The organism is Streptomyces sp. NPDC059851 (assembly GCF_042732005.1).
In the GTDB taxonomy this organism is placed as follows: domain Bacteria; phylum Actinomycetota; class Actinomycetes; order Streptomycetales; family Streptomycetaceae; genus Streptomyces.
Genome location: NZ_JBHWJJ010000009.1, coordinates 60,860 through 84,196, shown reverse-complemented (window position 1 = coordinate 84,196; position 23,337 = coordinate 60,860). Strand labels below are relative to the sequence as shown.

Below are 23,337 nucleotides of genomic sequence, written 5' to 3'. Positions count from 1 at the left end.
GCCCCCGATGACGCTCCCGGCTAGCCGCCGATCGCCGACATCGGGCGGTCGGGCTGCAGGAAGGACGGGTCGTCGAGCCCGGACCCGGCCTTCTTGCCCCACATCGCCGTCTTCCACAGTCCGGCGATCTCCTCGTCCGGGGCGCCGGAGCGGAGGGCTCCGCGCAGGTCCGTCTCCTCGGTGGCGAACAGGCACGTACGGACCTGGCCGTCGGCGGTGAGCCGGGTGCGGTCGCAGGCGCTGCAGAAGGGCCGGGTCACCGAGGCGATGACCCCGACGGTGGCCGGGCCGCCGTCGACGATCCAGCGCTCGGCGGGGGCGGAGCCGCGCTCCTCGGCGCCCTCCTCGGTGAGGGTGAAGCGGGTGCGCAGGGAGCTGAGGATGTCACCCGCCGTGATCATGCCGTCGCGCTTCCAGCCGTGCTGGGCGTCCAGCGGCATCTGCTCGATGAAGCGGAGCTCGTAGTCGTTCTCGACGGCCCAGCCCAGCAGGTCGGGGGCCTCGTCGTCGTTCAAGCCGGGCATCAGGACGGCGTTGACCTTGACCGGGGTGAGGCCGGCCGCGCGGGCGGCGGCCATGCCGTCGAGGACGTCCTGGTGCCGGTCACGCCGGGTGAGGGTCTTGAAGACCTCGGGGCGCAGGGTGTCCAGCGAAACGTTCACGCGGTCGAGGCCGGCGGCCTTGAGCGCCTGCGCGGTGCGTTTGAGGCCTATGCCGTTGGTGGTCAGCGACATCCTGGGACGGGGCTCCAGGGCGGCACACCGTTCCACGATCCCGACCAGGCCCGGGCGCAGTAGCGGCTCCCCGCCGGTGAAGCGGACCTCGGTGATCCCGAGCTGGGTGACGGCGATGCGAACCAGCCGGACGATCTCCTCATCGGTCAGCAGGTCCGATTTGCCCAGCCATTGCAGGCCTTCTTCGGGCATGCAGTACGTACAGCGCAGGTTGCACCGGTCAGTGAGCGAAACGCGCAGGTCAGTGGCCACGCGGCCATAGGTGTCGAGAAGCACTGTGGGCCCCCTCCCCGTCCGGTTCCTGTCAGATGTGCGCCGCCTGGGTGGAGAGTGCATGCGCTGTGATCGAGCCTACGCGAGAGAGGCGGCGGGCAGGGATACCCGTTTCGACGCAAGACGGCGCGGCCGTGTCGTACGGACATACGACACGGCCGCGCTGCGCACGCCGGCGTTCGGCGGCAGGGGGGTCAGTGGGCGCCGGTTCCGGTGAGGGAGCGGACTTCGAGCTCCGCGAACTTCTGCGGGTCGGCCTTCTCCTTGGACAGGACCGTGCCCAGCCAGCCCAGCAGGAAGCCGAGCGGGATGGAGACGATGCCGGGGTTCTCCAGCGGGAACCAGTAGAAGTCGGCGTCCTTGAACATGGACGTGGGCTTGCCGGAGACGACCGGGGAGAACAACACCAGGACGACCGAGGAGACCAGGCCTCCGTAAATGGACCACAGCGCGCCCCGGGTGGTGAAGCGCTTCCAGAAGAGGCTGTACAGGATCGTCGGCAGGTTGGCGGAGGCGGCGACCGCGAAGGCGAGGGCGACGAGGCCGGCGACGTTGAGGTCGCGGGCCAGGGCGCCGAGGAAGATGGCCACGGCGCCGATGACGACGGTGGACCAGCGGGCCGCCCGCACCTCTTCCTCCTCGGTGGCGTTGCCCCTGCGGATCACGTTCACGTACAGGTCGTGGGCGAAGGAGGAGGACGAGGCGAGGGTGAGCCCGGCGACGACGGCGAGGATGGTGGCGAAGGCCACCGCGGAGATCACGGCGAGCAGGATCGCGCCGCCGGTGGAGCCCGCACCGCCGCCGAGTTCCTGGGCGACCAGCGGGGCCGCGGTGTTGCCGGCCTTGTTGGAGGCGATGATGTCGGTCCGGTTGAGCAGGGCGGCGGCACCGAAGCCGAGGGCGATGGTCATCAGGTAGAAGGCACCGATGATGCCGATGGCCCAGTTCACGGACTTGCGGGCGGCCTTGGCCGTGGGGACGGTGTAGAAGCGGATCAGGATGTGCGGCAGGCCGGCGGTGCCCAGGACGAGGGCGATGCCGAGGGAGATGAAGTCCAGTTTCGAGGTGGGGTCCTTGCCGTACTTGAGCCCCGGCTCCAGGAACTTGGCCCCCTGGCCGCTGTTCTCCGCGGCGGCACCGAGCAGGTCGGAGATGTTGAAGTCGAACTTGAGCAGCACCAGGAAGGTGATCAGCAGGGCGCCCGCGATCAGCAGCACCGCCTTGATCATCTGGACCCAGGTGGTGCCCTTCATGCCGCCGACGGTCACGTAAACGATCATCAGGACGCCGACCAGGGCGACCACGGCGATCTTGCCGCCGTCGCTGGTGATGCCCAGGAGCAGCGAGACGAGCACGCCCGCGCCCGCCATCTGGGCGAGCAGGTAGAAGATCGAGACCACGATGGTGGAGGTGCCGGCGGCGGTGCGCACGGGCCGCTGGCGCATCCGGAAGGCCAGGACGTCGCCCATCGTGTAGCGGCCCGAGTTGCGCAGCGGCTCGGCGACCAGCAGCAGGGCCACGAGCCAGGCGACGAGGAATCCGATGGAGTACAGGAACCCGTCGTAGCCGAAGAGGGCGATGGCGCCGGCGATGCCGAGGAAGGACGCGGCGGACATGTAGTCGCCGGAGATGGCGAGGCCGTTCTGGAAGCCGGTGAACTGGCGCCCGCCCGCGTAGAAGTCGGCGGCGTCCCGCGTCTGGCGGCCGGCCCGGACCGTGATGATCAGGGTGGCGACGACGAACAGGCCGAAGAGGGTGATGATCAGCGGCCGGTGTTCGCCGGCACCGGCCGCGGCCGTGGTGTGCGGCGCCGTAGCCGCCGTGAGGTGCAGCGTGCCGGTCATGCGCCGTTCTCCATCCGCGCCTTGATGGCCTCCGCCTTCGGGTCGAGCTGCTGGGCCGCGTGCCGCGAGTACAGCCAGGCGATCAGGAAGGTCGTGGCGAACTGGCCGAGGCCGAGGACGAGCGCGACGTTGATGTTGCCGAACAGCTTGGTCCCCATGAAGCCGCCGGCGTAATTGGACAGCAGGACGTAGAGCAGGTACCAGGCGATGAAGGCGACGGTGAGCGGGAAGGCGAACGAGCGGTGGGAACGGCGCAGTCCGGCGAACTCGGCGCTCTGCTGGACGGTGACGAACTGCTCGGCGGTGGGGCTTGCCGTGGACGTTCCCGCGCTGCCCGGCGGCGGCGCTGCTTCGGTGGTCACGGGGGACTCTCCTTGTGACGCTGGTGCGGTGGGGACGGACAAATCAACCTCCGTGCGGGGGCCCGGCGAACCGGTCCCCCTGACAACGGCACGGACGGGAGGCCGGGACGGTTCAACGTCCCCGGATTCTTTGGAAACTGATTCCTCGAACTGATGGCGCAAAGGCGAGCACCGGCATTAGGTTCACCTGTCATGAACCCGTCGTCCTGCGCGACCGCGCGCGGACGACTTTTTCACGGATGATGTGGAGAACCCATGGCTCATCTGGGATCCGGCCGCCGGCGCCTCGCCGTACCGGTCGGCCTGGCGCTCACCGCCTCGCTCGCCTTCCTGCCCTCGGTCGCGGCCTCCGCCGCACCGCTGGGCACCACGGCGGGCGCCGCGGCGGCGGCGAAGACCGACACCACCGGCCCGAAGCTGTCGTACGTGGCGAACCTGACCGCGTACGGGACGGTGAAGCAGGCGAAGAAGGCCATCGAGCGGGCCGGTGGCACGGTGGTGATCGCCTATGAGCAGATAGGCGTGGTCATCGCGCACTCCCAGAACCCGGAGTTCGCCAAGACGCTGCGTGCCCAGCGCAGCCTGTTCGTGTCCGTCGGCGCCACCCGCACGGCCCCCCTGCAGGCGGTGCAGACCACCGACGAGGGTGCCACGCAGAAGCTGAGCGCAGCGGACGCCGCCAAGGCCGCCGCGGCGGCGCAGGCGGGGCAGGAGCCGCTGGAGCCCAACCAGTGGGACCTGCGGACGATCAAGGCCGACCAGGCTCACAAGATCAACGATGGCAGCCCCGACGTCACGGTGGGCGTCATCGACACGGGTGTCGACGACACCCACCCGGATCTCGCACCGAACTTCTCCAAGACGCAGTCGGCCAACTGCGTCGGCGGCGTCGCGGACACCTCCGAGGGCGCCTGGCGTCCGTACCCGGACGGCAGCGACCACGGCACCCACGTGGCCGGCACCATAGCCGCGGCCCGCAACGGCGTGGGCATCAGCGGTGTCGCCCCGGGCGCCAAGGTCGCCGGCATCAAGGTGAGCGAGCCCGGCACCAGCCTCTTCTACACCGAGGCGGTCGTCTGCGGCTTCATGTTCGCCGCCGAGAAGGGGATCGAGGTGACCAACAACAGCTACTACGTCGACCCGTGGCTCTACAACTGCAAGTCGGACAGCGACCAGGGCGCGCTGGTGGAGGCCCTCACCCGGGCCACCAAGTACGCGGAGCGCAAGGGCGTCCTCAGCGTCGCTTCGGCCGGCAACTCGAACCACGACCTGGCCGCGGACTCGATCCTCGACGACTCCAGCCCGAACGACACCACCCCGGGCCCGCGCACCATCGACCCGAAGGTCTGCCTGGACCTGCCGACGCAGCTGCCCGGCGTGGTCACGGTGAGCGCGACCGGCGACAAGGGCTTCAAGTCGTACTACTCCAGCTACGGCCTCGGCGTCGTCGACGTGGCCGCCCCCGGCGGCGACAAGTGGCAGGTCCCGGCCACCCCGGACGCCAACGGCCGTGTGCTGTCGACCGTCCTGGGCGGCGGCTGGGGCTACAAGCAGGGCACCTCGATGGCCGCCCCGCACGCGGCGGGTGTCGCCGCACTGCTCAAGAGCGCGCACCCGGACGCCTCGCCGGCCCAGCTGCAGCGCATGATGAAGTCCCAGGCCACCAAGACGGACTGCCCGACTCAGGTGTACGACGCCACGGGCGCGCTGGTCGACGCCACCACCTGCGCGAGCAAGTGGGGCCAGACGGGCTACTACGGCTACGGCGTGGTCGACGCGCTCAAGGCCGTGAAGTAACCGCACGCCGGACGGCGCACGTCGGTCGTACGGGGCCGGCCGGGGAGGGATCCCCGGCCGGCCCTTCCGTCGTTCGGGGCGTCAGGGCTTGATGATCACCTTGAGTGCGGTGCGGTCGTCCATCGCGCGGTAGCCGTCCGGGACCTCGTCCAGGACGACGCCGCGGTCGAAGACCGGCGCCGGGTCGATCACGCCGCTCAGCACGTCCTGGAGGAGCTCGGGGATGTACGCGCGCACCGGGGCCACGCCGCCGCGCAGGCTGATGTTGCGGTCGAACATCACGCCGAGATCGAGGCCGGTTCCGCTGCCGTGCGGGACGCCGACGTAGCCGACGGCGCCTCCGTCGCGGGTGATGTTGACGGCAGTGCGCATCGACTGCTCGGTGCCGACCGCCTCGATGACGGCGTGCGCGCCCTGGCCGCCGGTGAGCTCGCGCACGGCGGCCTCCGCGGCCTCGCCGCGCTCGGCGACGACGTCCGTGGCCCCGAAGAGCTTGGCGATGTCGGTACGGGCCGCGTGCCGACCCAGGGCGATGATCCGCTCGGCGCCCAGCCGCTTCGCGGCGAGGACACCGCACAGGCCGACCGCGCCGTCCCCGACGACGGCCACGGTGGAGCCCTCGCGGACCCCGGCGCCCAGCGCCGCGTGGTGGCCGGTGCCCATCACGTCGGACAGCGCGAGCAGCGCGGTCAGCAGGTGGTCGTCGGAGGCGGCCTCGGCGGGCAGCTTCACGAGGGTGCCGTCGGCGTGCGGGACGCGGACGGCCTCGCCCTGACCGCCGTCATGGCCGACCGAGCCCCAGAAGCCACCGTGCACGCAGGAGGTGAACAGGCCCTCGGAGCAGTAGTCGCAGGTGCCGTCCGACCACATGAACGGCGCGACGACCAGGTCTCCGGTGCGCAGCCCCGACACCTCGGAGCCGGTCTCCTCGACGATGCCGAGGAACTCGTGGCCGATGCGCTGGCCGGGCTGCCGCTGGGCTTCGCCGCGGTAGGCCCACAGGTCGCTGCCACAGATGCAGGCGCGCAGGACGCGGACGACGGCGTCCCCGGGGTGCCGGACCACCGCGTCGGGCACCTCCTCCACGCGTATGTCGTACGGGGCGTGGATGACGGTGGCGCGCATGCTGGTACAGCTCCGGGTCAGGGTTCGGTTCGCATCCGGCCGTCGTTGGCCGATACAGCTTCCCTACCGTACGCCTGCCCGGTCGCGGCGAGCGCACCGGTGGTCAGCAGGTACTGGGCGGCTGCGTACGTGGCCATGATCCAGAAGTCGGGGCGGGGCAGCTGGGGCCAGGCGGCGACCCCGCTCGCGATGAGCGAGTCGGACAGCAGGAACAGGGCCCCGCCGATGCCCGCGCGCAGGCCGGCAACGCCCGCCCGGCAGGCCATCGCGGTGAGCAGCAGGCTGTAGCAGGCGACCGGGATCCGCAGGTCGGCCGGCAGGTCGCCCCACAACAGCCCGACGGTGCCGAGCAGGGCGGCGGCGTACGCGGCCGCCAGGGCGGGGTGCGTCCGGCCCCGACCGAAGAGGACGAGGTAGCAGACGTGCCCGACGGCGAAGGAGCCCATGCCGACGAGGAAGGCGGGCTCGGCGTCGAAGAGCAGGGCCAGGTCGCCGCCCCAGCCGAACAGCAGGGCCGCGAGCAGCAGGCGGGGCGCGCGGCGGGTGACGGCGTACGCCACCAGCAGCGGCATCAGCAGCGGCTTGAAGAGGACGTGCCCCGGGTGCCAGTCGGCGAGCAGGGACACGAGGTCGGCGGCGGTGGCGGCGGCGAAGGCGGCGAGCAGGAACCGGCCGGCGGTCGCCCGCGCGCCGCAGGCCGCGCCCGCGCCGTGGGCGCCCGGTCCCGCGGCCGCCGGGGCTGCGGCGCTCACGCGGTCCGCTCCGGCGCGGCCGGTGCCGCCGGTGCCGCGGGGGCGGGGACGGCGGGGACGGGGACGGAGGCGGAGGCGGAGGCGGAGGCGGAGGCGGGCTGCCAACCGGGGCCGCGGAAGACCCGTCCGGCGCGCTCGCGCCAGCTGCGCGCGGCGCGCACGTCGCGGGCGATGGCGGCGTACTCGTGGGTGGCGACGCGCAGCGGGTTGTACGTCGTGATGTTCTTCGTCAGCCCGAAGACTGGCTTGTCCGTCTCGGGGACGAAGGAGCCGAACATCCGGTCCCAGACGATCAGGATCCCGCCGAAGTTGCGGTCCAGGTAGCCGCCTTGGGAGGCGTGGTGGACGCGGTGGTGGGAGGGGGTGTTGAAGACGTACTCGACCGGGCGGGGCAGCTTGTCGATGCGCTCGGTGTGGATCCAGAACTGGTAGAGGAGGTTGACGGAGTAACAGAAGGCGACGGCCGCCGGGTGCACGCCCAGGGCGATCATCGGCAGGTAGAACGGCCAGGAGGTGGCGCTGGTCCACGGCTGGCGCAGTGCGGTGGTGAGGTTGAACTTCCGGCTGCTGTGGTGGACGACGTGGCAGGCCCACAGGATCCGGATGACGTGGTGCCCGCGGTGCTGCCAGTAGTAGAAGAAGTCCTGGGCGAACAGCATGAGCAGGAAGGTCCACCACAGGAACGGCACCCTCAGCGGGGTCAGTTCGTAGACCGCGGTGTAGATCGCGACGACGGGGATCTTCCACAGGAAGTCGAAGAAGATGCTGCCGATGCCCATGGTGAGGCTGGTGACGGCGTCCTTGGCCTCGTACCCGGCGGCGTCCTCGTCGGGATGGATCCGGTAGCTCACCACCTCGATCACGGTGAGCAGGACGAAGGCGGGTATGGACCACAGCACGACATCGGGCAGATTTGGCATGGGCGCACCTTAGGGCGAGTTCAGGGGTGCCGCTAGGGGTTGTTACCGATCAGTATCCGATGGGGTTACCACGGGTACAAGGGGGAGGACGCGTGACGGGACTCGAAACGGCCGCCTTACGGGCGGCGGCTGCGGCGGCGAGCCGGCTGTGGAGCTCACGGCTCGGGCAGGTACCCGGTGCAGGCCTCACGGAGCGGCCGGTGCGACCGGTGCCGCACTGGCAGCGGCCGGCGGAACTCGGCGGACCGGAACTGCGCCGGCTCGCCGAACGGCTCGCGGAGCGGCTGGGGGAAGCGGCGTCCCGGCTGCCGGAACACGAACGGCTGGCGGCGCTCGACGCGGTCGCGGACGCCTTCGCCGGACGGGGCCGGCTGGACGCCGACGCCCTCTTCGCGGCGGACCTCGACCCGGCGGAGCTGGCGGCGAGCGCGGGCCTGGGCCCGGCGGCCGAGGCCGTGTGCCGGGATCTGATCCGGCTGGCTCGCGGAGCTGTCAGGGCTGACCGTCCACGTGCACCGCGACACGGCCGTGCGCGGCGCCGAGCTGTTCCCGCCGGAGCGGCTCCTGTTCCAGTAGGAGCCGCCCCGGCGAAGGCTGGCGTGGTCACCAGACCCGGACCGAGCCCCCGCGGGCGAAGGCCGGGCTGGTGGCGTCGGGCGGGGGCTCCGCCAACGGCTCGGCGATCTCCGCGACCGTCGGGCCGTGCTTCGCCGCCAAGGCGTCCAGCAGGGTCAGGTCGAAGCCGTAGACGCGGGCCGCGTTGCCGCCGACCATCGCGGCGACCTCCTCCCGCGGAAGGCCCGCGTACGCGATGCGCAGGCCCTCGCGGGAGTACGGGGTGGTGCCCTCGTCGTGGGGGTAGTCGCAGCCCCACATGATCTTGTCGAGGCCGATCCGGTGGCGCAGCGGCACCTCGTGGGGGCGCATGAAGCTGGCGCCCACGAAGCAGTTGTCCCGCCAGACCTCGCTCGGGCCCCTGCCCATGGCGTCGGCCAGGCCCGCGCCGAACTTGGACTCGGCGGTCGCGGCCCCGGCAGCGGCGGCGCCGACCAGTCGGCCGTGGTAGTAGTCCAGCATCTCCAGGACGCCCGGGATCCAGCCGGAGCCCTGCTCGGTCAGGACCAGCTTCAGGCCGGGGTGGCGGCGGAAGGCCCCGCCGAAGACCAGGTGCCACAGGGCCCGGTGGGAGAACCACGTGGTCTCCACCATGAACACCGCCCGGGCCGCCGGCTCCTCCCCCAGCGGCGGCGAGGCCGAGCCGCCGTGGTGGTTGACCGGGACGTCCAGCTCGTCGCAGACCGCCCAGATCGGGTCGTAGGCCTGCGCGTACAGCTCCGGGACGCCACTGCCGGGAGGGGCTCCCGGGAGCAGGATGCCGCCGGTCAGGCCGGCTTCCTTGGTGCGGCGGATCTCCCGTACGGCCTCGTCGACGTCGTTCAGGAGGATCTGGGCCACGCCCGCGCGGCGGCCCGGCGCCTGCGCGCAGAATTCGGCGAGCCAGCGGTTGTGTGCCCGCAGGCCCGCCCAGCGCTGTTCGAACTCGGCCCGGGTCGGGGCCGGCGCCATCAGGGAGGCGCTGGGAAAGAACGGCGGGATGGTGTTGGGGTACACCACCTCGGCGACGATGCCGTCGGCCTCCAGTTCGGCCAGCCGCCGGTCGGAGTTCCAGTTGCGGTCGGCGGTGTCGGCGAGGAGGTCCTCGTACGGGTTGACGTAGCCGGCCGCCCAGGCGTCGAAGTCGTCGTGGTGCTTCCGCTCCAGGTACGGCCTGTAGTCGAGCAGGTCGGCGCCCGCGTGGCAGTCGGCCGAGATGACCGTGTAGCGGTCGCCGTTCACGGGTTCACCCCCAGGACCGGGAAGTCGTTGCCGGTCAGCCAGTGCCGGCCGGTCTCGCGGGAACGGGTCCAGGACGCCTCCACCGCCGCCTGGTCCGGGGACTGGCCCAGGTCGGCGGGGGTGGGGCCGATGCGTCGGGCGATCGGGGCGAGTTCCTCCGTGTCGAAGCCGAAGACCTCGGCGGCGGCCAGGCCCAGCATGCGGCGGGTCTCGGCGACCGGGACGTCGTGGAAGGTGTTGCGCAGCCACTGCCGGGTGGCGGGCCAGGTGCCCTCGGGGTGCGGGAAGTCGGAGCCCCACAGGATGTTGTCGACGCCGATCTCGTACCGCTGGGCGAGTTCGCGCCGCTTGGTGTTGGTCGCGCAGATGAACACCTGGCGGTCCAGGTACTCGCTGGGGGGCCGCTTCAGCCCGGCGAACGGGGAGAGCTTCTTGCCGCCGTGCGCGCCGAGGTAGAGCCGGTCCATGAACCACAGCTGGTTGGGCAACCACCAGCAGCCGGCCTCGGCGACCCCGAACCGCAGCCCCGGGTGCCGTTCGAAGACGCCGGACCAGAGGAGGAACCACAGCGGGCGGGAGGGCCACCAGGTGACTTCGGAGACGTAGATCCCGAGGTGGTCGCCGTACTCGTGGCGGGGCGCGGCCCCGGAGTGGGTGACGACCGGCATCCGCGTCTCCGCGGCGGCCGCCCAGACCGGGTCGTAGCGGCGGTCGTGGTACGGGGCCTTGTCGACCCACATGGAGGGGATCATCAGGGCGCCGAGGCCGGACTCCTTGGCCCGGTGGATCTCGGCGACGACCCTGTCCGGCTCGGCCGTCACGGGCAGCAGGGCCACCCCGCAGTGGCGTTCGGGGTGCTCCGAGACGAAGTCGGCGAGCCAGCGGTTGTGGGCCCGGGCGCCGGCCATGCCGAGCTCCGGGTCCTGGTCGCCGGAGAGGCCCAGGCCCACGCCGAAGGGGGCGGCGGTCTGGCTGTCCACGGCATCGGCGTCCGGGAAGACGACCTCGGCGGCCACCCCGTCGCCGTCCAGTTCCTTGAGCCGTTGACCGGTGTCCCAGCCGCCCTTGAGGCCCTCCTCGTGGTCGTGGAACCACTTGGTGGCGAAGGCCTCGTTGCGGATGCCGAGACGGGTGGCCTCCTCGCGGCGGGCGTCGCGCTGCCCGAGGAACTCGTCGAACGCGCGGTGGAAACGGGAGTCGAGGTACGGGCGGTACTGCTCGGTGGGCAGTCCGGCGTGGCAGTCGGAGGAGATGATCAGGTACGGGTCGTCGTACGCGCTGTCGTCCACGGTGGCTCCTCAGTCGAGGATGAAACTCTCCAGGTAGGTGGGGTTGGCGCGGTCGAGCATGGACTGCGATCGGGCACGGATCTGCCGGTCGCTGTGCTCGCTCGGCGGCAGCATCCAGAAGCGGCCGGCCCGGATCCCCTCGACCACGTGTGCGGCGACCTCCTCGACCGGGGTGAACCGCACCTCGCGGCCGGCGGCCCGCATGGCGGCCTCGTACTGGTCGAGGGTGCGGTACGGGGTTGTGCGCGGGCGTTGCTTGGCGAACCGCTCGGGGCGGTTGCGGTGGGACTCCCACAGTCCGGTGCGCAGCATGTGCGGTCCGGGGAAGAGGACGGAGGCGTCGATGGGCACGCCCTCGGCCTTGAGGTGGGCGTAGAGGGACTCGGTCATGGTGACGACGGCCGCCTTGGTGACCGCGTAGACCGAGGCGGTGGGCAGGGGGGCGATGCCGCCGTCGCCGGAGGAGGTGTTGACGATGTGGCCGGGGGTGCCGGCCGCGATCATGCGGGGGACGAAGGCCTGGATGCCGTGGAAGACGCCCCAGACGTTGACGGAGAAGGCCCACTGCCAGTCGGCCGGCTCGTGCTCCCACATCCGGCCTTCGGCGCCGGAGCCGACGCCCGCGTTGTTGCAGAGCACGTGGACGGCGCCGAAGGCCTCGTACGCGGTGTCGGCCAGGGCGAGGACGGCGTCGCGGTCGCCGACGTCGACGCGGACGGGGAGCACGTCGGCGCCCTCCGCGGTGAGCTCGTCGGCGGCCTTGTGCAGGGCTGCCTCCTCCACGTCGCCGAGGACGACCCGGAGGCCCTCGGCGGCGAAGCGGCGGGCCATGGCGAGTCCGATGCCGCCGGCGGCTCCGGTGACGACGGCGGTCTGGCCGGCTTCGAGCCGCATCTCACGCACCCCCGTCGGGCGGGCCGTCGAAGGCCTGCCGGGGGTCGTCGTAGCGCTGGTGGAGGTAGGGCAGGAGGGCCTGGGCGCTGACCCGTTCGACGGCGCGGCCCTGCTGGTCGGTGGTCTTCTCGCCGATGGTGATCTCGACGATGCGGCGGACGGTGAGGTCGGCGACGGGGTCGAACATCGACTCGCGCAGGACGACGTCACCGGTGACGTGCTCCAGGGTGCGGACCTTTTCGTTGCGGGTGCAGTGCACGAGCACCGGATCGTCCTCGAAGCCGGAGCCGTCCACCGCGGGCAGGAACTTGAAGTAGAAGTCCGTCCTGCGGGCCGGTGCGGGCGGCGGCAGCTCCCGGTCGACCGCCCCGCGCACCTCCACGAAGGCGATGCCGTGCCGGGCGAGCGAGGCCCGTACGACGAGTCCGTCGCGCTCGACGGTGACCTCGCCCAGCTTCTTCGGCTCGCCGAAGACCTCACGGCCGCCGGTCAGGGCGCGCTCGTGGGTCATGGGCATCACGAGCGGGTACCAGCCGTCGACCCCGCCGTGCCGGGCGGCGACCGCCACCGATCCGGCGCCCAGGGGGTAGCCGGGCAGGTCGACCCGGCTGATGGCGGCCCGGACCAGGGGCCGTTCGGCCGGCTTCAGCGGGGGCGGTAGGACCGCCGCCACCACGTCGGGGTCGCTCTCCCAGACGGCCACCACACCGGTGGACCAGATGTCGGGCAGGCTGGAACTCCTCGCGCGCGAGGCCGCGATCTCGGCCTCGGTGAGCGCTCCGTACCGTACGCGTGCCATGGCTCGCACCACCCTTCTGGGGTCCCCCGGACGAAGTCCGGGGGAGGTTCTGTAACACAGTTACACCGCGGTCGATGAGGGGTGAAGACCCCCGCACACAGCGGAATTGAGGACTCGACAGATTCCGATTGGCGGCGACCACCCATGGCCAGGTCCGCGCTCACCCGCGAGAAGGTGCTGGAAGCAGCCGTCCGCCTGGTCAAGCAGGACGGCCCGGGTGCCCTGACCATGCGCCGGCTCGCCGCCGAGCTGGGCACGGCCGTGACCTCCATCTACTGGCACGTCGGCAACCGCGAGTCGCTCCTCGACGCGCTCGTGGAGCTCACGGTGCGGGAGATGGGCGCGATCCGGCCGGCCGGCCGCTCCCCCGCCGAACGGGTCGTCTCCGTGGCCCGGTCCCTGCGCCACGAGCTGCGCGAGCACCCGCACCTGATCGCGATGGTGCACGAGCGCGGGCTCACCGACCGGATGTTCCTGCCCGCCCAGCGGGCACTGGTCCGGGAGGTGCACGCGGCGGGGTTGCGCGGGGCGCGGGCGGCGGACGCGGTCCGGGCCGTCCAGTTCCAGGTGGTGGGCTTCGTCCTGGTCGAGCGGAACCGGGAGCGCTCACCCGCCCAGTCACCGGCGGAGGGCGAACTGTGGGACCTTCAGGCCGCCGGGGACCCGGCCCTGTCGCGGGCGCTGGCCCGCCCCGCGGACCCGGAGCGGCTGTTCCTGCTGTCCGTACGGGCCCTGGTGGCCGCGCTGCTGGGGCCGGGCGGGGGGTCGGGGGCGGGGACGGATCCGGACCCGGGGGCGGGGCCCGGCGGGAGCGGACCGGGTCGACCGCGGCCGGAATCCGACCCCGGCGGGGAACGGGCTGTCGGTGCGGGCCCGTATTCTCTTTGACCATGCTCGACGACCGTACGACCGCAGAGAAGACGTGGCCGACCGCGTACCCGAAGGGGTACGCGGTCGTCGACGTGGAGACCACCGGGCTCGCGCGCGACGACCGGATAGTCTCCGCTGCCGTCTACCGGCTCGACGCGCAGGGCAACGTGGAGGACCACTGGTACACGCTGGTCAACCCGCAGCGGGACCCCGGCCCGGTGTGGATCCACGGCCTGACCAGCGAGATGCTCCAGGACGCACCGCTGTTCAAGGACGTCGCCGGGGAGTTCGCCGAGCGCCTCGCCGGCCGGGTACTGGTCGCCCACAACGCCATGTTCGACTGGCAGATGATCGCCCGGGAGTACGCACGGGCCGCCGAGACCGCGCCGGTCCGTCAGCGGCTGTGCACCATCGCCCTGTCGAAGGAGCTGGACCTCCCGCTGCCCAACCACAAGCTGGAGTCGCTCGCCGCGCACTTCGGCGTGGTCCAGCAGCGCGCCCACCACGCCCTGGACGACGCCCGGGTCCTGGCGGAGGCTTTCCGTCCGTCGCTGCACGCCGCCGCTCGGGGCGGGGTGCGGCTGCCGCTGCTGGAGTGCCGGCCGCTGACGGAGTGGTCGGACTCCCCCGTCACCGCGCGAATCGGCCACCAGGCCTCGTACCGCGGCAACAGCTGGCGGCCCTCGCGCAAGCGCCCGCCGTGCCCGCACCCCAACCCGGGGCGCTTCCAGGACGGCGAACCGCTGAAGCAGGGCATGCGGGTCGCGTTCTCGGGCGACACCTCGGTCGACCGGGAGCTGCTGGAGGACCGGGCGGTCGAGGCCGGACTGCACGTCGCGACGAGTGTGTCGAGGCTCACGAGCCTGCTGGTGACGAACGACCCCGACTCGGCGACCTCGAAGACCGTCAAGGCGAAGGCCTACGGCACGCCGGTGGTCGACGAGGCGGCCTTCACCCAGCTGCTGCGGGACGTGGCTGCGGCAGACGGGTGAGCGTCGGGCGACTCGCCCGGCGCCCACTTCCCCGGCCCGCCCCGCGGTCCCACCCTGTGGCGCATGGCACGTTGTGAGGTCTGCGGAAACGACTACGGCATGTCCTTCGAGGTTCATGCACAAGGAGCGGTTCACGTATTTGACTGCTTCGCCTGCGCCATCCACCGCATGGCGCCGATCTGCGAGCACTGCCGGGTACAGATCATCGGGCAGGGCGTCGAGGCCGAGGGCCACTACTACTGCGGGGCCCACTGCGCCCGTGCGGAGGGGAAGGTGGGCATCGTCGACCGCGTCTAGCCCTCCAACACCGCCGGACAACGGGAAGGCCCCTCCCGCAAGGGAGGGGTCACGTCTTCGACTGCTTCGCCTGCGCCATCCACCGCATGGCGCCGATCTGCGAGCACTGCCGGGTACAGATCATCGGGCAGGGGGTCGAGGTCGAGGGCCAGTGGTACTGCGGGGCGCACTGCGCCCGCGCCGAGGGAAAGGTGGGCATCGTCGACCACGTGTGACGCACGCACCGCACGTTCCCCCCACCTCGCCCCTCCCTTCCCTCCGGTTCCCCTCCCGACCCCGGACGGCCACCCGGCCGCCGGGGTCTTCGCGGCTGGGGGTACCGTCGTGGACGTGTACCGCTTCGTGCTGACCCGGCAGTGGGTGACCCTCACCCTCTTCGCCCTCGTCCTCATCCCCGTGATGATCAAGCTGGGGTTCTGGCAATACCACCGCCACGAGCACCGGGTCGCACAGAACGAGCTGATAGCGGCCAACCTGACCGCGCAGCCGGTTCCGGTCACCGAGCTGACGTCCCCCGGCCACCGGGTCCCGCGGTCCGACTACTGGCGGGCGGCCACCGCCACCGGTACGTACGACACCGCGCACGAGGTGGTCGTCCGGATGCGCACCTCCAACAACGACAAGGTCGGCTTCCACGTGGTGACCCCGCTCGTGCTGGCCGACGGCCGGGTGGTGCTGGTCAACCGCGGCTGGGTGGCGGGCGGCGACGACCCCCGCGCCTACCCTCCGGTGCCGGCCGCGCCCCCCGGCGAGGTGACGGTCACGGGCCGGCTGAAGGCGGACGAGACCAGCGGCGGCAGCGGCATCAAGGACCGCAAGGGGCTGCCGGACCGCCAGGTCATGCTGATCAACAGCGGGCAGCAGGCGGCGTCCCTCGGCCGGCCCGTCCTCGGCGGCTACCTGGAGCTCACCTCCCCGGCCCCGGCCGACGGCGTGCCCGAGCCGGTCGCCGACCCCGACCACGACTCGATCGGCGCCCACATGGCGTACGCGGTGCAGTGGTGGCTGTTCGCTGCCTCGGTGCCGGTGGGCTGGCTGGTCCTGGTACGGCGGGAGAAGCGCGACCGGGAGGCCGCTGCGACCGCGGCCGGTGCCCCCGGGCGGGAGCCGGCGCCGGCGGCGTAGCCGGCGGCAGGACGCGAACCCCTGCGCCGCGACCCGTTACGGTGCGGGCCGGCACCGCGTAGGTTGTCGGACATGGATCTTGGACTGAAGGACCGTGTCTACATCGTCACCGGGGCCACCCGCGGCCTGGGCTTCGCCTCCGCGCGCGAGCTCACGGCGGACGGCGCCCGCGTCGTGCTGACGGGCCGCGACGAGAAGCGGGCCGCCGAGGCCGCGGCCGCGCTCGGCCCGAACGCGGTGGGCGTCGCCGCCGACAACTCCGACCCGGAGGCAGCCGACCGGCTCATCGCCACGGCGAAGGAGCGGTTCGGCCGCTTCGACGGCATCCTCGTCAGCGTCGGCGGTCCGGCGCCGGGAACGGCGGCCGACAACACGGACGCCCAGTGGACGGCGGCCTTCGAGTCGGTGTTCCTGGGCGCGGTGCGCCTGGCCCGGGCGGCGGCAGCCGAACTGGGCGAGGGCGGGGTCATCGGCTTCGTCCTGTCGGGCTCGGTCCACGAGCCGATCCCGGGCCTGACCATCTCCAACGGGCTGCGGCCCGGGCTGGCCGGGTTCGCCAAGTCCCTTTCACTGGAGCTCGGGCCGCGGGGCATCCGGGTGGTCGGGCTGCTGCCGGCCCGGATCGACACGGACCGGGTGCGGGAGCTGGACGCGTTGTCCGGTGATGCGGAGGCGGCCCGTGCGGCCAGCGCGGCCCACATTCCGTTGGGCCGCTACGGCACCCCCGAGGAGTTCGGCCGGACAGCGGCGTTCCTGCTGTCGCCGGCGGCCTCGTACCTGACCGGGGTGATGCTGCCGGTGGACGGCGGCTTCCGGCACGGCTTCTGACCGGCCGGCGGGCGTCCTGTTTCCAGGGGCACGTCAGGTGACGCGCCTGGCGCGGTGCCCGTGCACGCGGAGGCGGGCCTCGGCCGGGAGCCCGGCCACGCCCGCCGAGGTGCGGGCGTGGCCGAGCACCGGCCCGGACAGGGCGGCGAGCGCATCGGCCGGGACGGCGTACGGCTCCAGTTCCAGGGCCACCCGCAGGCTCGGCGCGCCCCGCCGCCCGCGCAGCACGACCCGGCACCGGGAAACCCCGTGCAGGGCGCCGGCCTCCGCGGCCACCGCCTCCTCCAGGGCGCGGCCCCGGAGTACGGCGAACGCCCCGTCACCGGTGTCCACCAGCACGGACGGCAGCCTCGGGCGGCGCAGCTGGGCCAGCAGCCACCACAGGGCGAGCAGTACGCACAGCGCCAGGCCGGCGGCCACGGCCCACCACCACCAGCCCTCGGCCTGCCAGTGCTCCCGCCGGGTCTGCTCCGCGAGCAGCGGCGCGTGTCGGCCGCCGAGCGGTGGCACCGCCGCCAGCACCCCCACCCCGGCGGCGAGCAGGACGAGCCCCACCAGACCGAGCAGGATCCGGTTGACCGTCCGGAGCATGCGGCTCACCTCTTCCCGTCGGCGGCCCGGGTGACGCGTACCCGCGTCTGCGGCGGGTGGGCGAGGCCCAGTTCGCCGATGCCGACGGCGAGTACGGCCTCCAGGTCGGCCCGTACGTCGTCCAGTGCGCGGAAGTGCGAGGCGGCCCGCACGGCGACGGCCCTGCGACCCACCCGCACGCGCGCGGACCGCACTCCGGACACTTCCATCGCACGGTCCCGCAGGACCAGTGCGGCGTCCTTCCGGCCGAGCCCCGCCCGGACCCCGGCAGCGGTGCCGGCCCCGGGCCCGTCCCCGGGCGGCAGCATCGGCAGGACGCCGCGCAGCCCCGGGGTGAGGGCCAGCACCAGCAGGACCACCCCGGCCACGACCAGGATCCCGGCGGCGATCACCACTTCCGGGTCGGCGGGGGTGTGTTCGGCGAGGCGGGCGGCGAGGTCGCGGCGCCACTGCATGCCGGGCCGGCGGGCCCGTAGGGCGGCGAGGTCGTAGAGGAACGTGCCGGCCGCCCCGAGCAGGACGAGGGCGGTCAGCGCTGCCGGGATCCGCCGGGACGACCAGAACCGGCCGACGGCCGGCGGTCGGCCGGGGACGTGGTCGCCGCGGCGGCCGCCACGACCGCGCCGCCCCGCCCCGCGCCCGTCCGGCCCCGGGCCTGATGACGCGCGGCCTGACGACGCGCGGCCTGACGACGCGCGGCCGGACGGCGGGGGCCCGGACGGCACGGGGCCGGGGGACGCGGGAGTCGGCGGGGGCGTCGGGTCGGGGGCCGTCACCGCAGCTTCCGGTTCCGTACGGCGGCACTGCGGGTGTGCACGGAGTGCAGGTGCTCGATGTCGATGTCGACCTCCGGTACGGCCATGCCGGCGCACTCCTCGACGCGCCGGACCACTTGGCGGCGCACGGCCGCGCAGCTCTCGGCGAGGTCGGACGGGTAGTCGAGCTCCAGGCTCACCCGGACCCGCGCGATGTCGTGGTGCACCGTCACGGTGGCGTGCGGGGCGGCCGCACCCCCCGGCCCGGCGCCCCTGGGCGACCCACCCGGCCGTACGGCCAGCGCCTCCCCGGCGGCCCGGGCCGCGATCTTGGCCACGACCCGGTCGGCGATGTGAGTGGCCCCCCGCTCGGCGGGCGGGACCCTGGGCAGTGTCTCCCGCGCCGTCCCGGCGGGGGGCGCTGCGGTGGTGGGCGCTCCGGCGGGGTACGGGCTCGTCGGCGGCGTGCTCATCGGCGGCTCACCTTCACCGGCCGCGGTGACGCGGGCGGAAGAGGTCGCCGGGCTCCAGTTCCCCGTCGAGGAACCGGCCGGCGACGAAGCCGATGGCGCCGAGCGCCGCCACGAGCAGGAAGGCGCCGAAGCCACCGAAGTAGCCGGCGAACGCCAGGGCGATGCCGGCGAAGAGGCCGACGACCGACATGCTCATGCGGGCTCCCTCACTGGAGTCGGGGCTCCGGTTGCTCCTCGTCCGGCTCGTCGGGGAGTTTGACGTCGCTGACCGCGATGTTGACCTCGACGACCTCCAGGCCGGTCATCCGCTCCACGGCGGAGATCACGTTGAGCCGGACGGCCCGGGCCACGTCGCGGATGGACACCCCGTAGTCGACGACGATCTCCAGGTCGAGGGCCGTCTGCACCTCACCCACCTCGGCCTTCACGCCGCGGGTGACGGAGGACTTGGCCCCGCCGGGGACGCGTTCGCGGACGGCCCCGAAGGTGCGCGACAGGCCGCTGCCGCTGCCCATGGCGTGGACGCCCTCGACCTCCCGGGCGGCGAGCCCGGCGATCTTCTCGACCACTCCGTCCGAGATGGTCGTACGGCCGCGGTCGGCGGGGTCGCGTGCGGCGCCCCCGGAAGCGGATTCGGTCATCGCGTGTCCCTTCGCGCGGATGGACTCACTCGCACCACCACGGTAAGCGCGGGGACGCCGCGGCGCCCCGGGACGCCCCGGGACTACGCCGGTCGGCCCGTCGGCCCCGTTGCGGGGTGCACGGGGCCGGCGGGCAGAGCCGGGCGGCCGGACCGTTACGGCAACGCCGGCCCGGCCGGCGCGGGGCCGGGCCGGCGATCGGGGGAGAGTCTGCCCTCAGTCGGAGAGGCCGGCCAGGTCGCGCAGGCGGCGGGCCTGGGCCGCGCGCTCGGCGGCGCGCTGCTCGTCGTACGCGCGCGAGGGGGCTCCGCGGAGCAGCGCCTTCGTCTCGACCACCGCGTCCCGCGGCGGGGCCAGCAGCGCCGAGGTGAGGTCCTGGACCGCGGCCTCCAGCTCGGCGGGGGGAACGACCAGGTTGGCGAGCCCGATCCGCTCGGCCTCCTCGGCGTGCACGAAACGGCCCGTCGCGCAGATCTCCAGGGCGCGGGCGTAGCCCACGAGGGAGGTCAGCGGCTGGGTGCCGGCCAGGTCCGGGACCAGCCCCAGGCTGGTCTCGCGCATGGCGAACTGGACGTCGTCGGCGACCACGCGGAGGTCGCAGGCGAGGGCGAGCTGGAAACCGGCGCCGATCGCGTGCCCCTGGACGGCGGCGATGGAGACGATGTCATTGCGGCGCCACCAGGTGAAGGCTTCCTGGTACTCGGCAATGGTGGAGTCCAGCAGTTCGTCCGATCCGCGCGCCAGATCGAGGAAGGAGGGTTCACCCTCGAAGCCCTCGGGGGTGAACGCCTGCCGGTCGAGTCCGGCGGAGAAGGACTTGCCCTCGCCGCGCAGCACCACGACCCGGACGGTACCCGGCAGCGACCGTCCGGCCTCCGTCAACGCCCGCCAGAGCGCGGGGGACTGAGCGTTTCGCTTGGCCGGATTGGTCAGTGTCACCGTGGCGACCGCGTCGTCCACGGTGAGCCGTACGCCATCCTTGTCGAGCAGAGCCATCTGGTGCCTCCGGTGGTGTGCAGTCGGCCGCAGTCTCGGCCCAAGTGACTGCACAGTAACCACCCGGTCGACCGGTCGGCCGACCGGGGGTCACCGAAGGAACCGCGGTTCAGGCAGGCAAGCGTTGTCCCTCCCGGCCCCGGGCCTCGCGGCCGGGGCCGGGATCAGATCGAAGCCGCTTTCTTGCCGCGTGTCGCGCCACCGCGACCGCGCAGCACGACTCCGGACTCACTGAGCATCCGGTGGACGAATCCGTAGGACCGGCCCGTTTCCTCGGCCAGCGCACGGATACTCGCACCGGAGTCGTACTTCTTCTTCAGGTCTGCCGCGAGCTTGTCGCGCGCGGCGCCGGTCACCCGGCTGCCCTTCTTCAGAGTCTCGGCCACCCGTGCCTCCTCATGGGAAGTGCGCTCTGGACTTCTCATGATCACCCCTCCCCGGCTTCCTGGCCACCCATTCAGCAAGGTCGGTACGACGGCATTTCCCGGGGCGGGGACGCTCACGCAGAGCGGAATCTCACCTTCCGCTGCATGACGTCCGTCACATTTCCTCACCCGCGCGAGGAATCACCAGGTCAGAGGGCGGAAACCGGAAAATCGCGGCCCCGGGGCGCCTTCGTGGGAAAGCGCGGCCGGGGCCGTCGTACAGAGCACAGCGGTACGAGACCGTCTCACTCAGATGATGGAGAACGCCTGAGCCGAATGATCCATAAGGAACTGGATCAGCCCGCCGGCCGGCCGCAGGGCGGTCGTCGGACCCTGCCGGGCGCCGCCCGGCCTGCGTCAGGCGAGGGCGACGAGGTCCCGGTAGTCCGGGCCCCACATGTCCTCGACGCCGTCCGGGAGCAGGATGATCCGCTCCGGCTCCAGGGCGTCGACCGCGCCCTCGTCGTGCGTGACGAGGATGACGGCGCCCTTGTAGGTGCGCAGCGCGCCGAGGATCTCCTCGCGGCTCGCCGGGTCCAGGTTGTTGGTGGGCTCGTCGAGGAGCAACACGTTCGCCGAGGAGACGACCAGCGTCGCGAGCGCGAGGCGGGTCTTCTCGCCGCCGGACAGGACGCCCGCCGGCTTGTCCACGTCGTCGCCGGAGAACAGGAAGGAGCCGAGCGTCTTGCGGACGTCCACCAGGTCCATGTCGGGTGCGGCGGAGCGCATGTTCTCCAGGACGGTGCGGTCCGGGTCCAGGGTCTCGTGCTCCTGGGCGTAGTAGCCGAGCTTGAGGCCGTGGCCCGGGGTGACGGAGCCGGTGTCCGGCGCCTCGGTGCCGGACAGCAGGCGCAGGAGGGTGGTCTTGCCGGCGCCGTTCAGGCCGAGGATGACGACCCGGGAGCCCTTGTCGATGGCCAGGTCGACGTCGGTGAAGATCTCCAACGAGCCGTACGACTTCGACAGGCCCTCGGCGGTGAGCGGCGTCTTGCCGCAGGGCGCGGGCTCGGGGAAGCGCAACTTGGCGACCTTGTCGTGGGCGCGCACGGCCTCCAGGCCGGCCAACAGCCGGTCGGCGCGCTTGGCCATGTTCTGCGCGGCGACGGTCTTGGTGGCCTTGGCGCGCATCTTGTCGGCCTGCGCGTTGAGGGCGGCCGCCTTCTTCTCGGCGTTCTGGCGCTCGCGCTTGCGGCGCTTCTCGTCGGCCTCGCGCTGCTGCTGGTAGAGCTTCCAGCCCATGTTGTAGACGTCGATGACCGAGCGGTTGGCGTCGAGGTAGAAGACCTTGTTGACCACCGTCTCGACGAGGTCGACGTCGTGGGAGATCACGATGAAGCCGCCGCGGTAGGTCTTGAGGTAGTCCCGCAGCCAGATGATCGAGTCGGCGTCGAGGTGGTTCGTCGGCTCGTCGAGGAGCAGGGTGTCGGCGTCCGAGAAGAGGATCCGGGCGAGCTCGACGCGGCGGCGCTGACCGCCGGACAGGGTGTGCAGCGGCTGGCCGAGGACCCGGTCGGGCAGGCCGAGGGCGGCCGAGATGGTGGCGGCCTCGGACTCGGCGGCGTATCCGCCCTTGGTGAGGAACTCGGTCTCCTGGCGCTCGTACTGGCGCAGGGCCTTCTCGCGGGTGGCGCCGGAGCCGTTGGCGATGCGGTCCTCGTTGGCGCGCATCTTCTTGATCAGCACGTCGAGGCCGCGGGCGGACAGGATCCGGTCGCGGGCGAGCACGTCGAGGTCGCCGGTGCGCGGGTCCTGCGGCAGGTAGCCGACCTCACCCGAACGGGTGACGGCGCCGGCGGCGGGCTGTCCTTCGCCCGCGAGGCACTTGGTGAGGGTGGTCTTGCCGGCTCCGTTGCGGCCGACCAGGCCGATGCGGTCGCCCTTGGCGACACGGAAGGAGGCGGACTCGATGAGGATGCGGGCGCCGGCGCGCAGCTCGATGCCGGTGGCGGTGATCAAGGAAATGCTCCAGGGCGGTGGGAACGGCGGAAGGGGGCGGGCTGCGAGCTTCGACGCCGCTAATCCGCGAGGAGATTTGCCATGGGATTCATTCTACCGGGGGTGCGCAACCCGTTTTCCGGGTCGCGGGCGCCGTGCGGGGCGCGGGCACGGGTGGCGCGGGTCGGGGCGCGCGGCCCGTCGGCGCAGGCCGGCCGTGGTCCTCCAGGTGTTCGGGCCGGGTGACACGGGCCGGTGCAACAACCTTCCGGTGACTGCCTTCCGGTGACTGCCTTCCGGCCGCTGCGGGTGCCGCAATGCCATGCTGTTGCGCGGATCACGTTCACGCGCACACGCACGAGCCGACAAGGGGTGATCGTCATGGCCGGACAGCCGTCCGTGTTTCCCGCTCTCGTCTACCGCGACGCCAAGGCCGCCATCCGGCAGCTGACGGAAGCCTTCGGATTCACCCGGGTCGCGGTCTACGAGGGCGAGGACGGCACGGTCAGACACGCCGAGCTGTCGTACGGCTCGGGCGCGGTCATGCTCGGCAGCAAGGGGACGGGCAGCACCTTCGACGAGGCGATGGAGCAGGCCGGGCCGACCGGGGTCTACGTCGTGGTCGACGACGTGGACGCCCACCACCGGCGCGCCGTGGAGCACGGGGCGGAGATCGTGATGGAGCCCACCGACCAGGACTACGGCTCGCGGGACTACATGGCGCGGGACCTGGAGGGCAACGTCTGGAGCTTCGGGACGTACGCGCCGCAGCTCTGACCGCCGC

At 72.5% G+C, this 23,337-nt stretch carries 26 protein-coding genes and 1 pseudogene; 9 read left to right on the top strand and 18 right to left on the bottom strand.

The window, feature by feature from the left end; translation table 11 throughout:
• Positions 1 to 20: 20 nt before the first annotated feature.
• The 3 genes from moaA to ACFV7Q_RS04850 form a co-directional block, all read right to left on the bottom strand.
• Positions 21 to 1,010 (bottom strand): GTP 3',8-cyclase MoaA, encoded by a 990-nt coding sequence (gene moaA / locus ACFV7Q_RS04860; protein WP_385423615.1) that lies wholly within the window; start codon positions 1,008 to 1,010, stop codon positions 21 to 23.
• Positions 1,011 to 1,201: 191 nt separating this feature from the next.
• A complete protein-coding gene (locus tag ACFV7Q_RS04855) occupies positions 1,202 to 2,851 on the bottom strand; it encodes a cation acetate symporter (protein ID WP_385423613.1) in 1,650 nt (549 codons plus the stop codon).
• Positions 2,848 to 3,213: a DUF485 domain-containing protein gene (locus ACFV7Q_RS04850; protein ID WP_385423611.1), complete on the bottom strand. Its 366-nt coding sequence runs from the start codon at positions 3,211 to 3,213 to the stop codon at positions 2,848 to 2,850. The genes ACFV7Q_RS04855 and ACFV7Q_RS04850 overlap by 4 nt, the downstream gene beginning before the upstream one ends.
• A gap of 255 nt (positions 3,214 to 3,468) precedes the next feature.
• Between ACFV7Q_RS04850 and ACFV7Q_RS04845 the strand changes: the two genes are divergently transcribed.
• Complete coding sequence (locus ACFV7Q_RS04845) at positions 3,469 to 5,010, top strand: S8 family serine peptidase (RefSeq protein ID WP_385423609.1); 1,542 nt, start codon at positions 3,469 to 3,471, stop codon at positions 5,008 to 5,010.
• An 81-nt stretch (positions 5,011 to 5,091) separates the two neighbouring features.
• Here ACFV7Q_RS04845 and ACFV7Q_RS04840 read toward each other — a convergent pair whose 3' ends face one another.
• Genes ACFV7Q_RS04840 through ACFV7Q_RS04830 form a run of 3 tightly spaced genes read right to left on the bottom strand, consistent with a single transcriptional unit; the run spans position 5,092 to position 7,807 of the window.
• A complete protein-coding gene (locus ACFV7Q_RS04840; protein WP_385423607.1) occupies positions 5,092 to 6,135 on the bottom strand; it encodes a zinc-dependent alcohol dehydrogenase family protein in 1,044 nt (347 codons plus the stop codon).
• Between the two features lie 17 nt (positions 6,136 to 6,152).
• On the bottom strand, positions 6,153 to 6,887 hold the full coding sequence (locus ACFV7Q_RS04835) for a lysoplasmalogenase (RefSeq protein ID WP_385423605.1): 735 nt from the start codon (positions 6,885 to 6,887) through the stop codon (positions 6,153 to 6,155).
• Positions 6,884 to 7,807 carry a sterol desaturase family protein gene (locus tag ACFV7Q_RS04830; RefSeq protein ID WP_385423603.1) on the bottom strand — a complete coding sequence of 308 codons (924 nt, stop codon included), beginning with the start codon at positions 7,805 to 7,807 and terminating at the stop codon, positions 6,884 to 6,886. Before ACFV7Q_RS04830 ends, ACFV7Q_RS04835 begins: the two co-directional genes overlap by 4 nt.
• A 59-nt stretch (positions 7,808 to 7,866) precedes the next feature.
• Between ACFV7Q_RS04830 and ACFV7Q_RS04825 the strand changes: the two are divergent.
• Positions 7,867 to 8,205, top strand: a pseudogene (locus tag ACFV7Q_RS04825) (hypothetical protein); the annotation flags it as partial.
• 205 nt (positions 8,206 to 8,410) lie between these two features.
• On the opposite strand, the gene ACFV7Q_RS04820 reads toward ACFV7Q_RS04825, so the two are convergent.
• The 4 genes from ACFV7Q_RS04820 to ACFV7Q_RS04805 are packed head-to-tail and all read right to left on the bottom strand — an operon-like array spanning position 8,411 to position 12,625.
• A complete protein-coding gene (locus ACFV7Q_RS04820; protein WP_385423601.1) occupies positions 8,411 to 9,643 on the bottom strand; it encodes an amidohydrolase family protein in 1,233 nt (410 codons plus the stop codon).
• Positions 9,640 to 10,932, bottom strand: coding sequence for an amidohydrolase family protein (locus ACFV7Q_RS04815; RefSeq protein WP_385423599.1), 1,293 nt, complete (start codon positions 10,930 to 10,932; stop codon positions 9,640 to 9,642). Before ACFV7Q_RS04815 ends, ACFV7Q_RS04820 begins: the two co-directional genes overlap by 4 nt.
• Before the next feature lie 9 nt (positions 10,933 to 10,941).
• A complete protein-coding gene (locus ACFV7Q_RS04810; protein ID WP_385423597.1) occupies positions 10,942 to 11,826 on the bottom strand; it encodes an SDR family NAD(P)-dependent oxidoreductase in 885 nt (294 codons plus the stop codon).
• Between the two features lies 1 nt (position 11,827).
• Positions 11,828 to 12,625 carry an acetoacetate decarboxylase family protein gene (locus ACFV7Q_RS04805; protein WP_385423595.1) on the bottom strand — a complete coding sequence of 266 codons (798 nt, stop codon included), beginning with the start codon at positions 12,623 to 12,625 and terminating at the stop codon, positions 11,828 to 11,830.
• Positions 12,626 to 12,769: 144 nt separating this feature from the next.
• On the opposite strand from ACFV7Q_RS04805, the gene ACFV7Q_RS04800 reads away from it, so the two are divergent.
• From ACFV7Q_RS04800 to ACFV7Q_RS04775, 6 genes are all read left to right on the top strand, one after another.
• Positions 12,770 to 13,513: a TetR/AcrR family transcriptional regulator gene (locus ACFV7Q_RS04800; RefSeq protein ID WP_385423593.1), complete on the top strand. Its 744-nt coding sequence runs from the start codon at positions 12,770 to 12,772 to the stop codon at positions 13,511 to 13,513.
• A complete protein-coding gene (locus ACFV7Q_RS04795; protein ID WP_385423591.1) occupies positions 13,510 to 14,487 on the top strand; it encodes a DEDDh family exonuclease in 978 nt (325 codons plus the stop codon). The genes ACFV7Q_RS04800 and ACFV7Q_RS04795 overlap by 4 nt, the downstream gene beginning before the upstream one ends.
• A gap of 63 nt (positions 14,488 to 14,550) precedes the next feature.
• Complete coding sequence (locus ACFV7Q_RS04790; RefSeq protein WP_385423589.1) at positions 14,551 to 14,784, top strand: hypothetical protein; 234 nt, start codon at positions 14,551 to 14,553, stop codon at positions 14,782 to 14,784.
• 86 nt (positions 14,785 to 14,870) lie between these two features.
• Positions 14,871 to 14,999, top strand: a complete 129-nt coding sequence (locus ACFV7Q_RS04785) for a hypothetical protein (RefSeq protein WP_385423587.1) — start codon at positions 14,871 to 14,873, stop codon at positions 14,997 to 14,999.
• Positions 15,000 to 15,114: 115 nt separating this feature from the next.
• Positions 15,115 to 15,909 carry an SURF1 family protein gene (locus ACFV7Q_RS04780; RefSeq protein ID WP_385423585.1) on the top strand — a complete coding sequence of 265 codons (795 nt, stop codon included), beginning with the start codon at positions 15,115 to 15,117 and terminating at the stop codon, positions 15,907 to 15,909.
• A gap of 72 nt (positions 15,910 to 15,981) precedes the next feature.
• Positions 15,982 to 16,737 (top strand): SDR family oxidoreductase, encoded by a 756-nt coding sequence (locus ACFV7Q_RS04775; protein ID WP_385423583.1) that lies wholly within the window; start codon positions 15,982 to 15,984, stop codon positions 16,735 to 16,737.
• A 33-nt stretch (positions 16,738 to 16,770) separates the two neighbouring features.
• Here the strand turns inward: ACFV7Q_RS04775 and amaP are convergent, their stop codons facing one another.
• From amaP to ACFV7Q_RS04735, 8 genes are all read right to left on the bottom strand, one after another.
• Positions 16,771 to 17,328 (bottom strand): alkaline shock response membrane anchor protein AmaP, encoded by a 558-nt coding sequence (gene amaP, locus ACFV7Q_RS04770; RefSeq protein WP_385423581.1) that lies wholly within the window; start codon positions 17,326 to 17,328, stop codon positions 16,771 to 16,773.
• A 5-nt stretch (positions 17,329 to 17,333) separates the two neighbouring features.
• Positions 17,334 to 18,104 (bottom strand): DUF6286 domain-containing protein, encoded by a 771-nt coding sequence (locus ACFV7Q_RS04765; protein WP_385423579.1) that lies wholly within the window; start codon positions 18,102 to 18,104, stop codon positions 17,334 to 17,336.
• Complete coding sequence (locus tag ACFV7Q_RS04760; RefSeq protein WP_385423577.1) at positions 18,101 to 18,556, bottom strand: hypothetical protein; 456 nt, start codon at positions 18,554 to 18,556, stop codon at positions 18,101 to 18,103. Before ACFV7Q_RS04760 ends, ACFV7Q_RS04765 begins: the two co-directional genes overlap by 4 nt.
• Before the next feature lie 13 nt (positions 18,557 to 18,569).
• Positions 18,570 to 18,752 (bottom strand): hypothetical protein, encoded by a 183-nt coding sequence (locus tag ACFV7Q_RS04755; protein ID WP_385423575.1) that lies wholly within the window; start codon positions 18,750 to 18,752, stop codon positions 18,570 to 18,572.
• 10 nt (positions 18,753 to 18,762) lie between these two features.
• Positions 18,763 to 19,197 (bottom strand): Asp23/Gls24 family envelope stress response protein, encoded by a 435-nt coding sequence (locus ACFV7Q_RS04750; protein ID WP_385423573.1) that lies wholly within the window; start codon positions 19,195 to 19,197, stop codon positions 18,763 to 18,765.
• A 216-nt stretch (positions 19,198 to 19,413) separates the two neighbouring features.
• Positions 19,414 to 20,193 carry an enoyl-CoA hydratase/isomerase family protein gene (locus ACFV7Q_RS04745; protein WP_385423571.1) on the bottom strand — a complete coding sequence of 260 codons (780 nt, stop codon included), beginning with the start codon at positions 20,191 to 20,193 and terminating at the stop codon, positions 19,414 to 19,416.
• A 164-nt stretch (positions 20,194 to 20,357) separates the two neighbouring features.
• On the bottom strand, positions 20,358 to 20,579 hold the full coding sequence (locus tag ACFV7Q_RS04740; protein ID WP_179175146.1) for a helix-turn-helix domain-containing protein: 222 nt from the start codon (positions 20,577 to 20,579) through the stop codon (positions 20,358 to 20,360).
• Positions 20,580 to 20,975: 396 nt separating this feature from the next.
• Positions 20,976 to 22,574, bottom strand: a complete 1,599-nt coding sequence (locus ACFV7Q_RS04735; protein WP_385423569.1) for an ABC-F family ATP-binding cassette domain-containing protein — start codon at positions 22,572 to 22,574, stop codon at positions 20,976 to 20,978.
• Positions 22,575 to 22,934: 360 nt separating this feature from the next.
• Here ACFV7Q_RS04735 and ACFV7Q_RS04730 point away from each other — a divergent pair, with 360 nt between their 5' ends.
• Complete coding sequence (locus ACFV7Q_RS04730; protein WP_385423567.1) at positions 22,935 to 23,330, top strand: VOC family protein; 396 nt, start codon at positions 22,935 to 22,937, stop codon at positions 23,328 to 23,330.
• Positions 23,331 to 23,337: the final 7 nt, after the last annotated feature.

Coding starts and splice junctions, on each gene's coding strand:
- ACFV7Q_RS04855 (WP_385423613.1), bottom strand. CDS start 2,851: ATGACCGGCACGCTGCACCTCACGGCGGCTACGGCGCCGCACACCACG.
- ACFV7Q_RS04845 (WP_385423609.1), top strand. CDS start 3,469: ATGGCTCATCTGGGATCCGGCCGCCGGCGCCTCGCCGTACCGGTCGGC.
- ACFV7Q_RS04840 (WP_385423607.1), bottom strand. CDS start 6,135: ATGCGCGCCACCGTCATCCACGCCCCGTACGACATACGCGTGGAGGAG.
- ACFV7Q_RS04830 (WP_385423603.1), bottom strand. CDS start 7,807: ATGCCAAATCTGCCCGATGTCGTGCTGTGGTCCATACCCGCCTTCGTC.
- ACFV7Q_RS04810 (WP_385423597.1), bottom strand. CDS start 11,826: ATGCGGCTCGAAGCCGGCCAGACCGCCGTCGTCACCGGAGCCGCCGGC.
- ACFV7Q_RS04805 (WP_385423595.1), bottom strand. CDS start 12,625: ATGGCACGCGTACGGTACGGAGCGCTCACCGAGGCCGAGATCGCGGCC.
- ACFV7Q_RS04800 (WP_385423593.1), top strand. CDS start 12,770: ATGGCCAGGTCCGCGCTCACCCGCGAGAAGGTGCTGGAAGCAGCCGTC.
- ACFV7Q_RS04790 (WP_385423589.1), top strand. CDS start 14,551: ATGGCACGTTGTGAGGTCTGCGGAAACGACTACGGCATGTCCTTCGAG.
- ACFV7Q_RS04785 (WP_385423587.1), top strand. CDS start 14,871: ATGGCGCCGATCTGCGAGCACTGCCGGGTACAGATCATCGGGCAGGGG.
- ACFV7Q_RS04775 (WP_385423583.1), top strand. CDS start 15,982: ATGGATCTTGGACTGAAGGACCGTGTCTACATCGTCACCGGGGCCACC.
- amaP (WP_385423581.1), bottom strand. CDS start 17,328: ATGCTCCGGACGGTCAACCGGATCCTGCTCGGTCTGGTGGGGCTCGTC.
- ACFV7Q_RS04760 (WP_385423577.1), bottom strand. CDS start 18,556: ATGAGCACGCCGCCGACGAGCCCGTACCCCGCCGGAGCGCCCACCACC.
- ACFV7Q_RS04755 (WP_385423575.1), bottom strand. CDS start 18,752: ATGAGCATGTCGGTCGTCGGCCTCTTCGCCGGCATCGCCCTGGCGTTC.
- ACFV7Q_RS04750 (WP_385423573.1), bottom strand. CDS start 19,197: ATGACCGAATCCGCTTCCGGGGGCGCCGCACGCGACCCCGCCGACCGC.
- ACFV7Q_RS04745 (WP_385423571.1), bottom strand. CDS start 20,193: ATGGCTCTGCTCGACAAGGATGGCGTACGGCTCACCGTGGACGACGCG.
- ACFV7Q_RS04730 (WP_385423567.1), top strand. CDS start 22,935: ATGGCCGGACAGCCGTCCGTGTTTCCCGCTCTCGTCTACCGCGACGCC.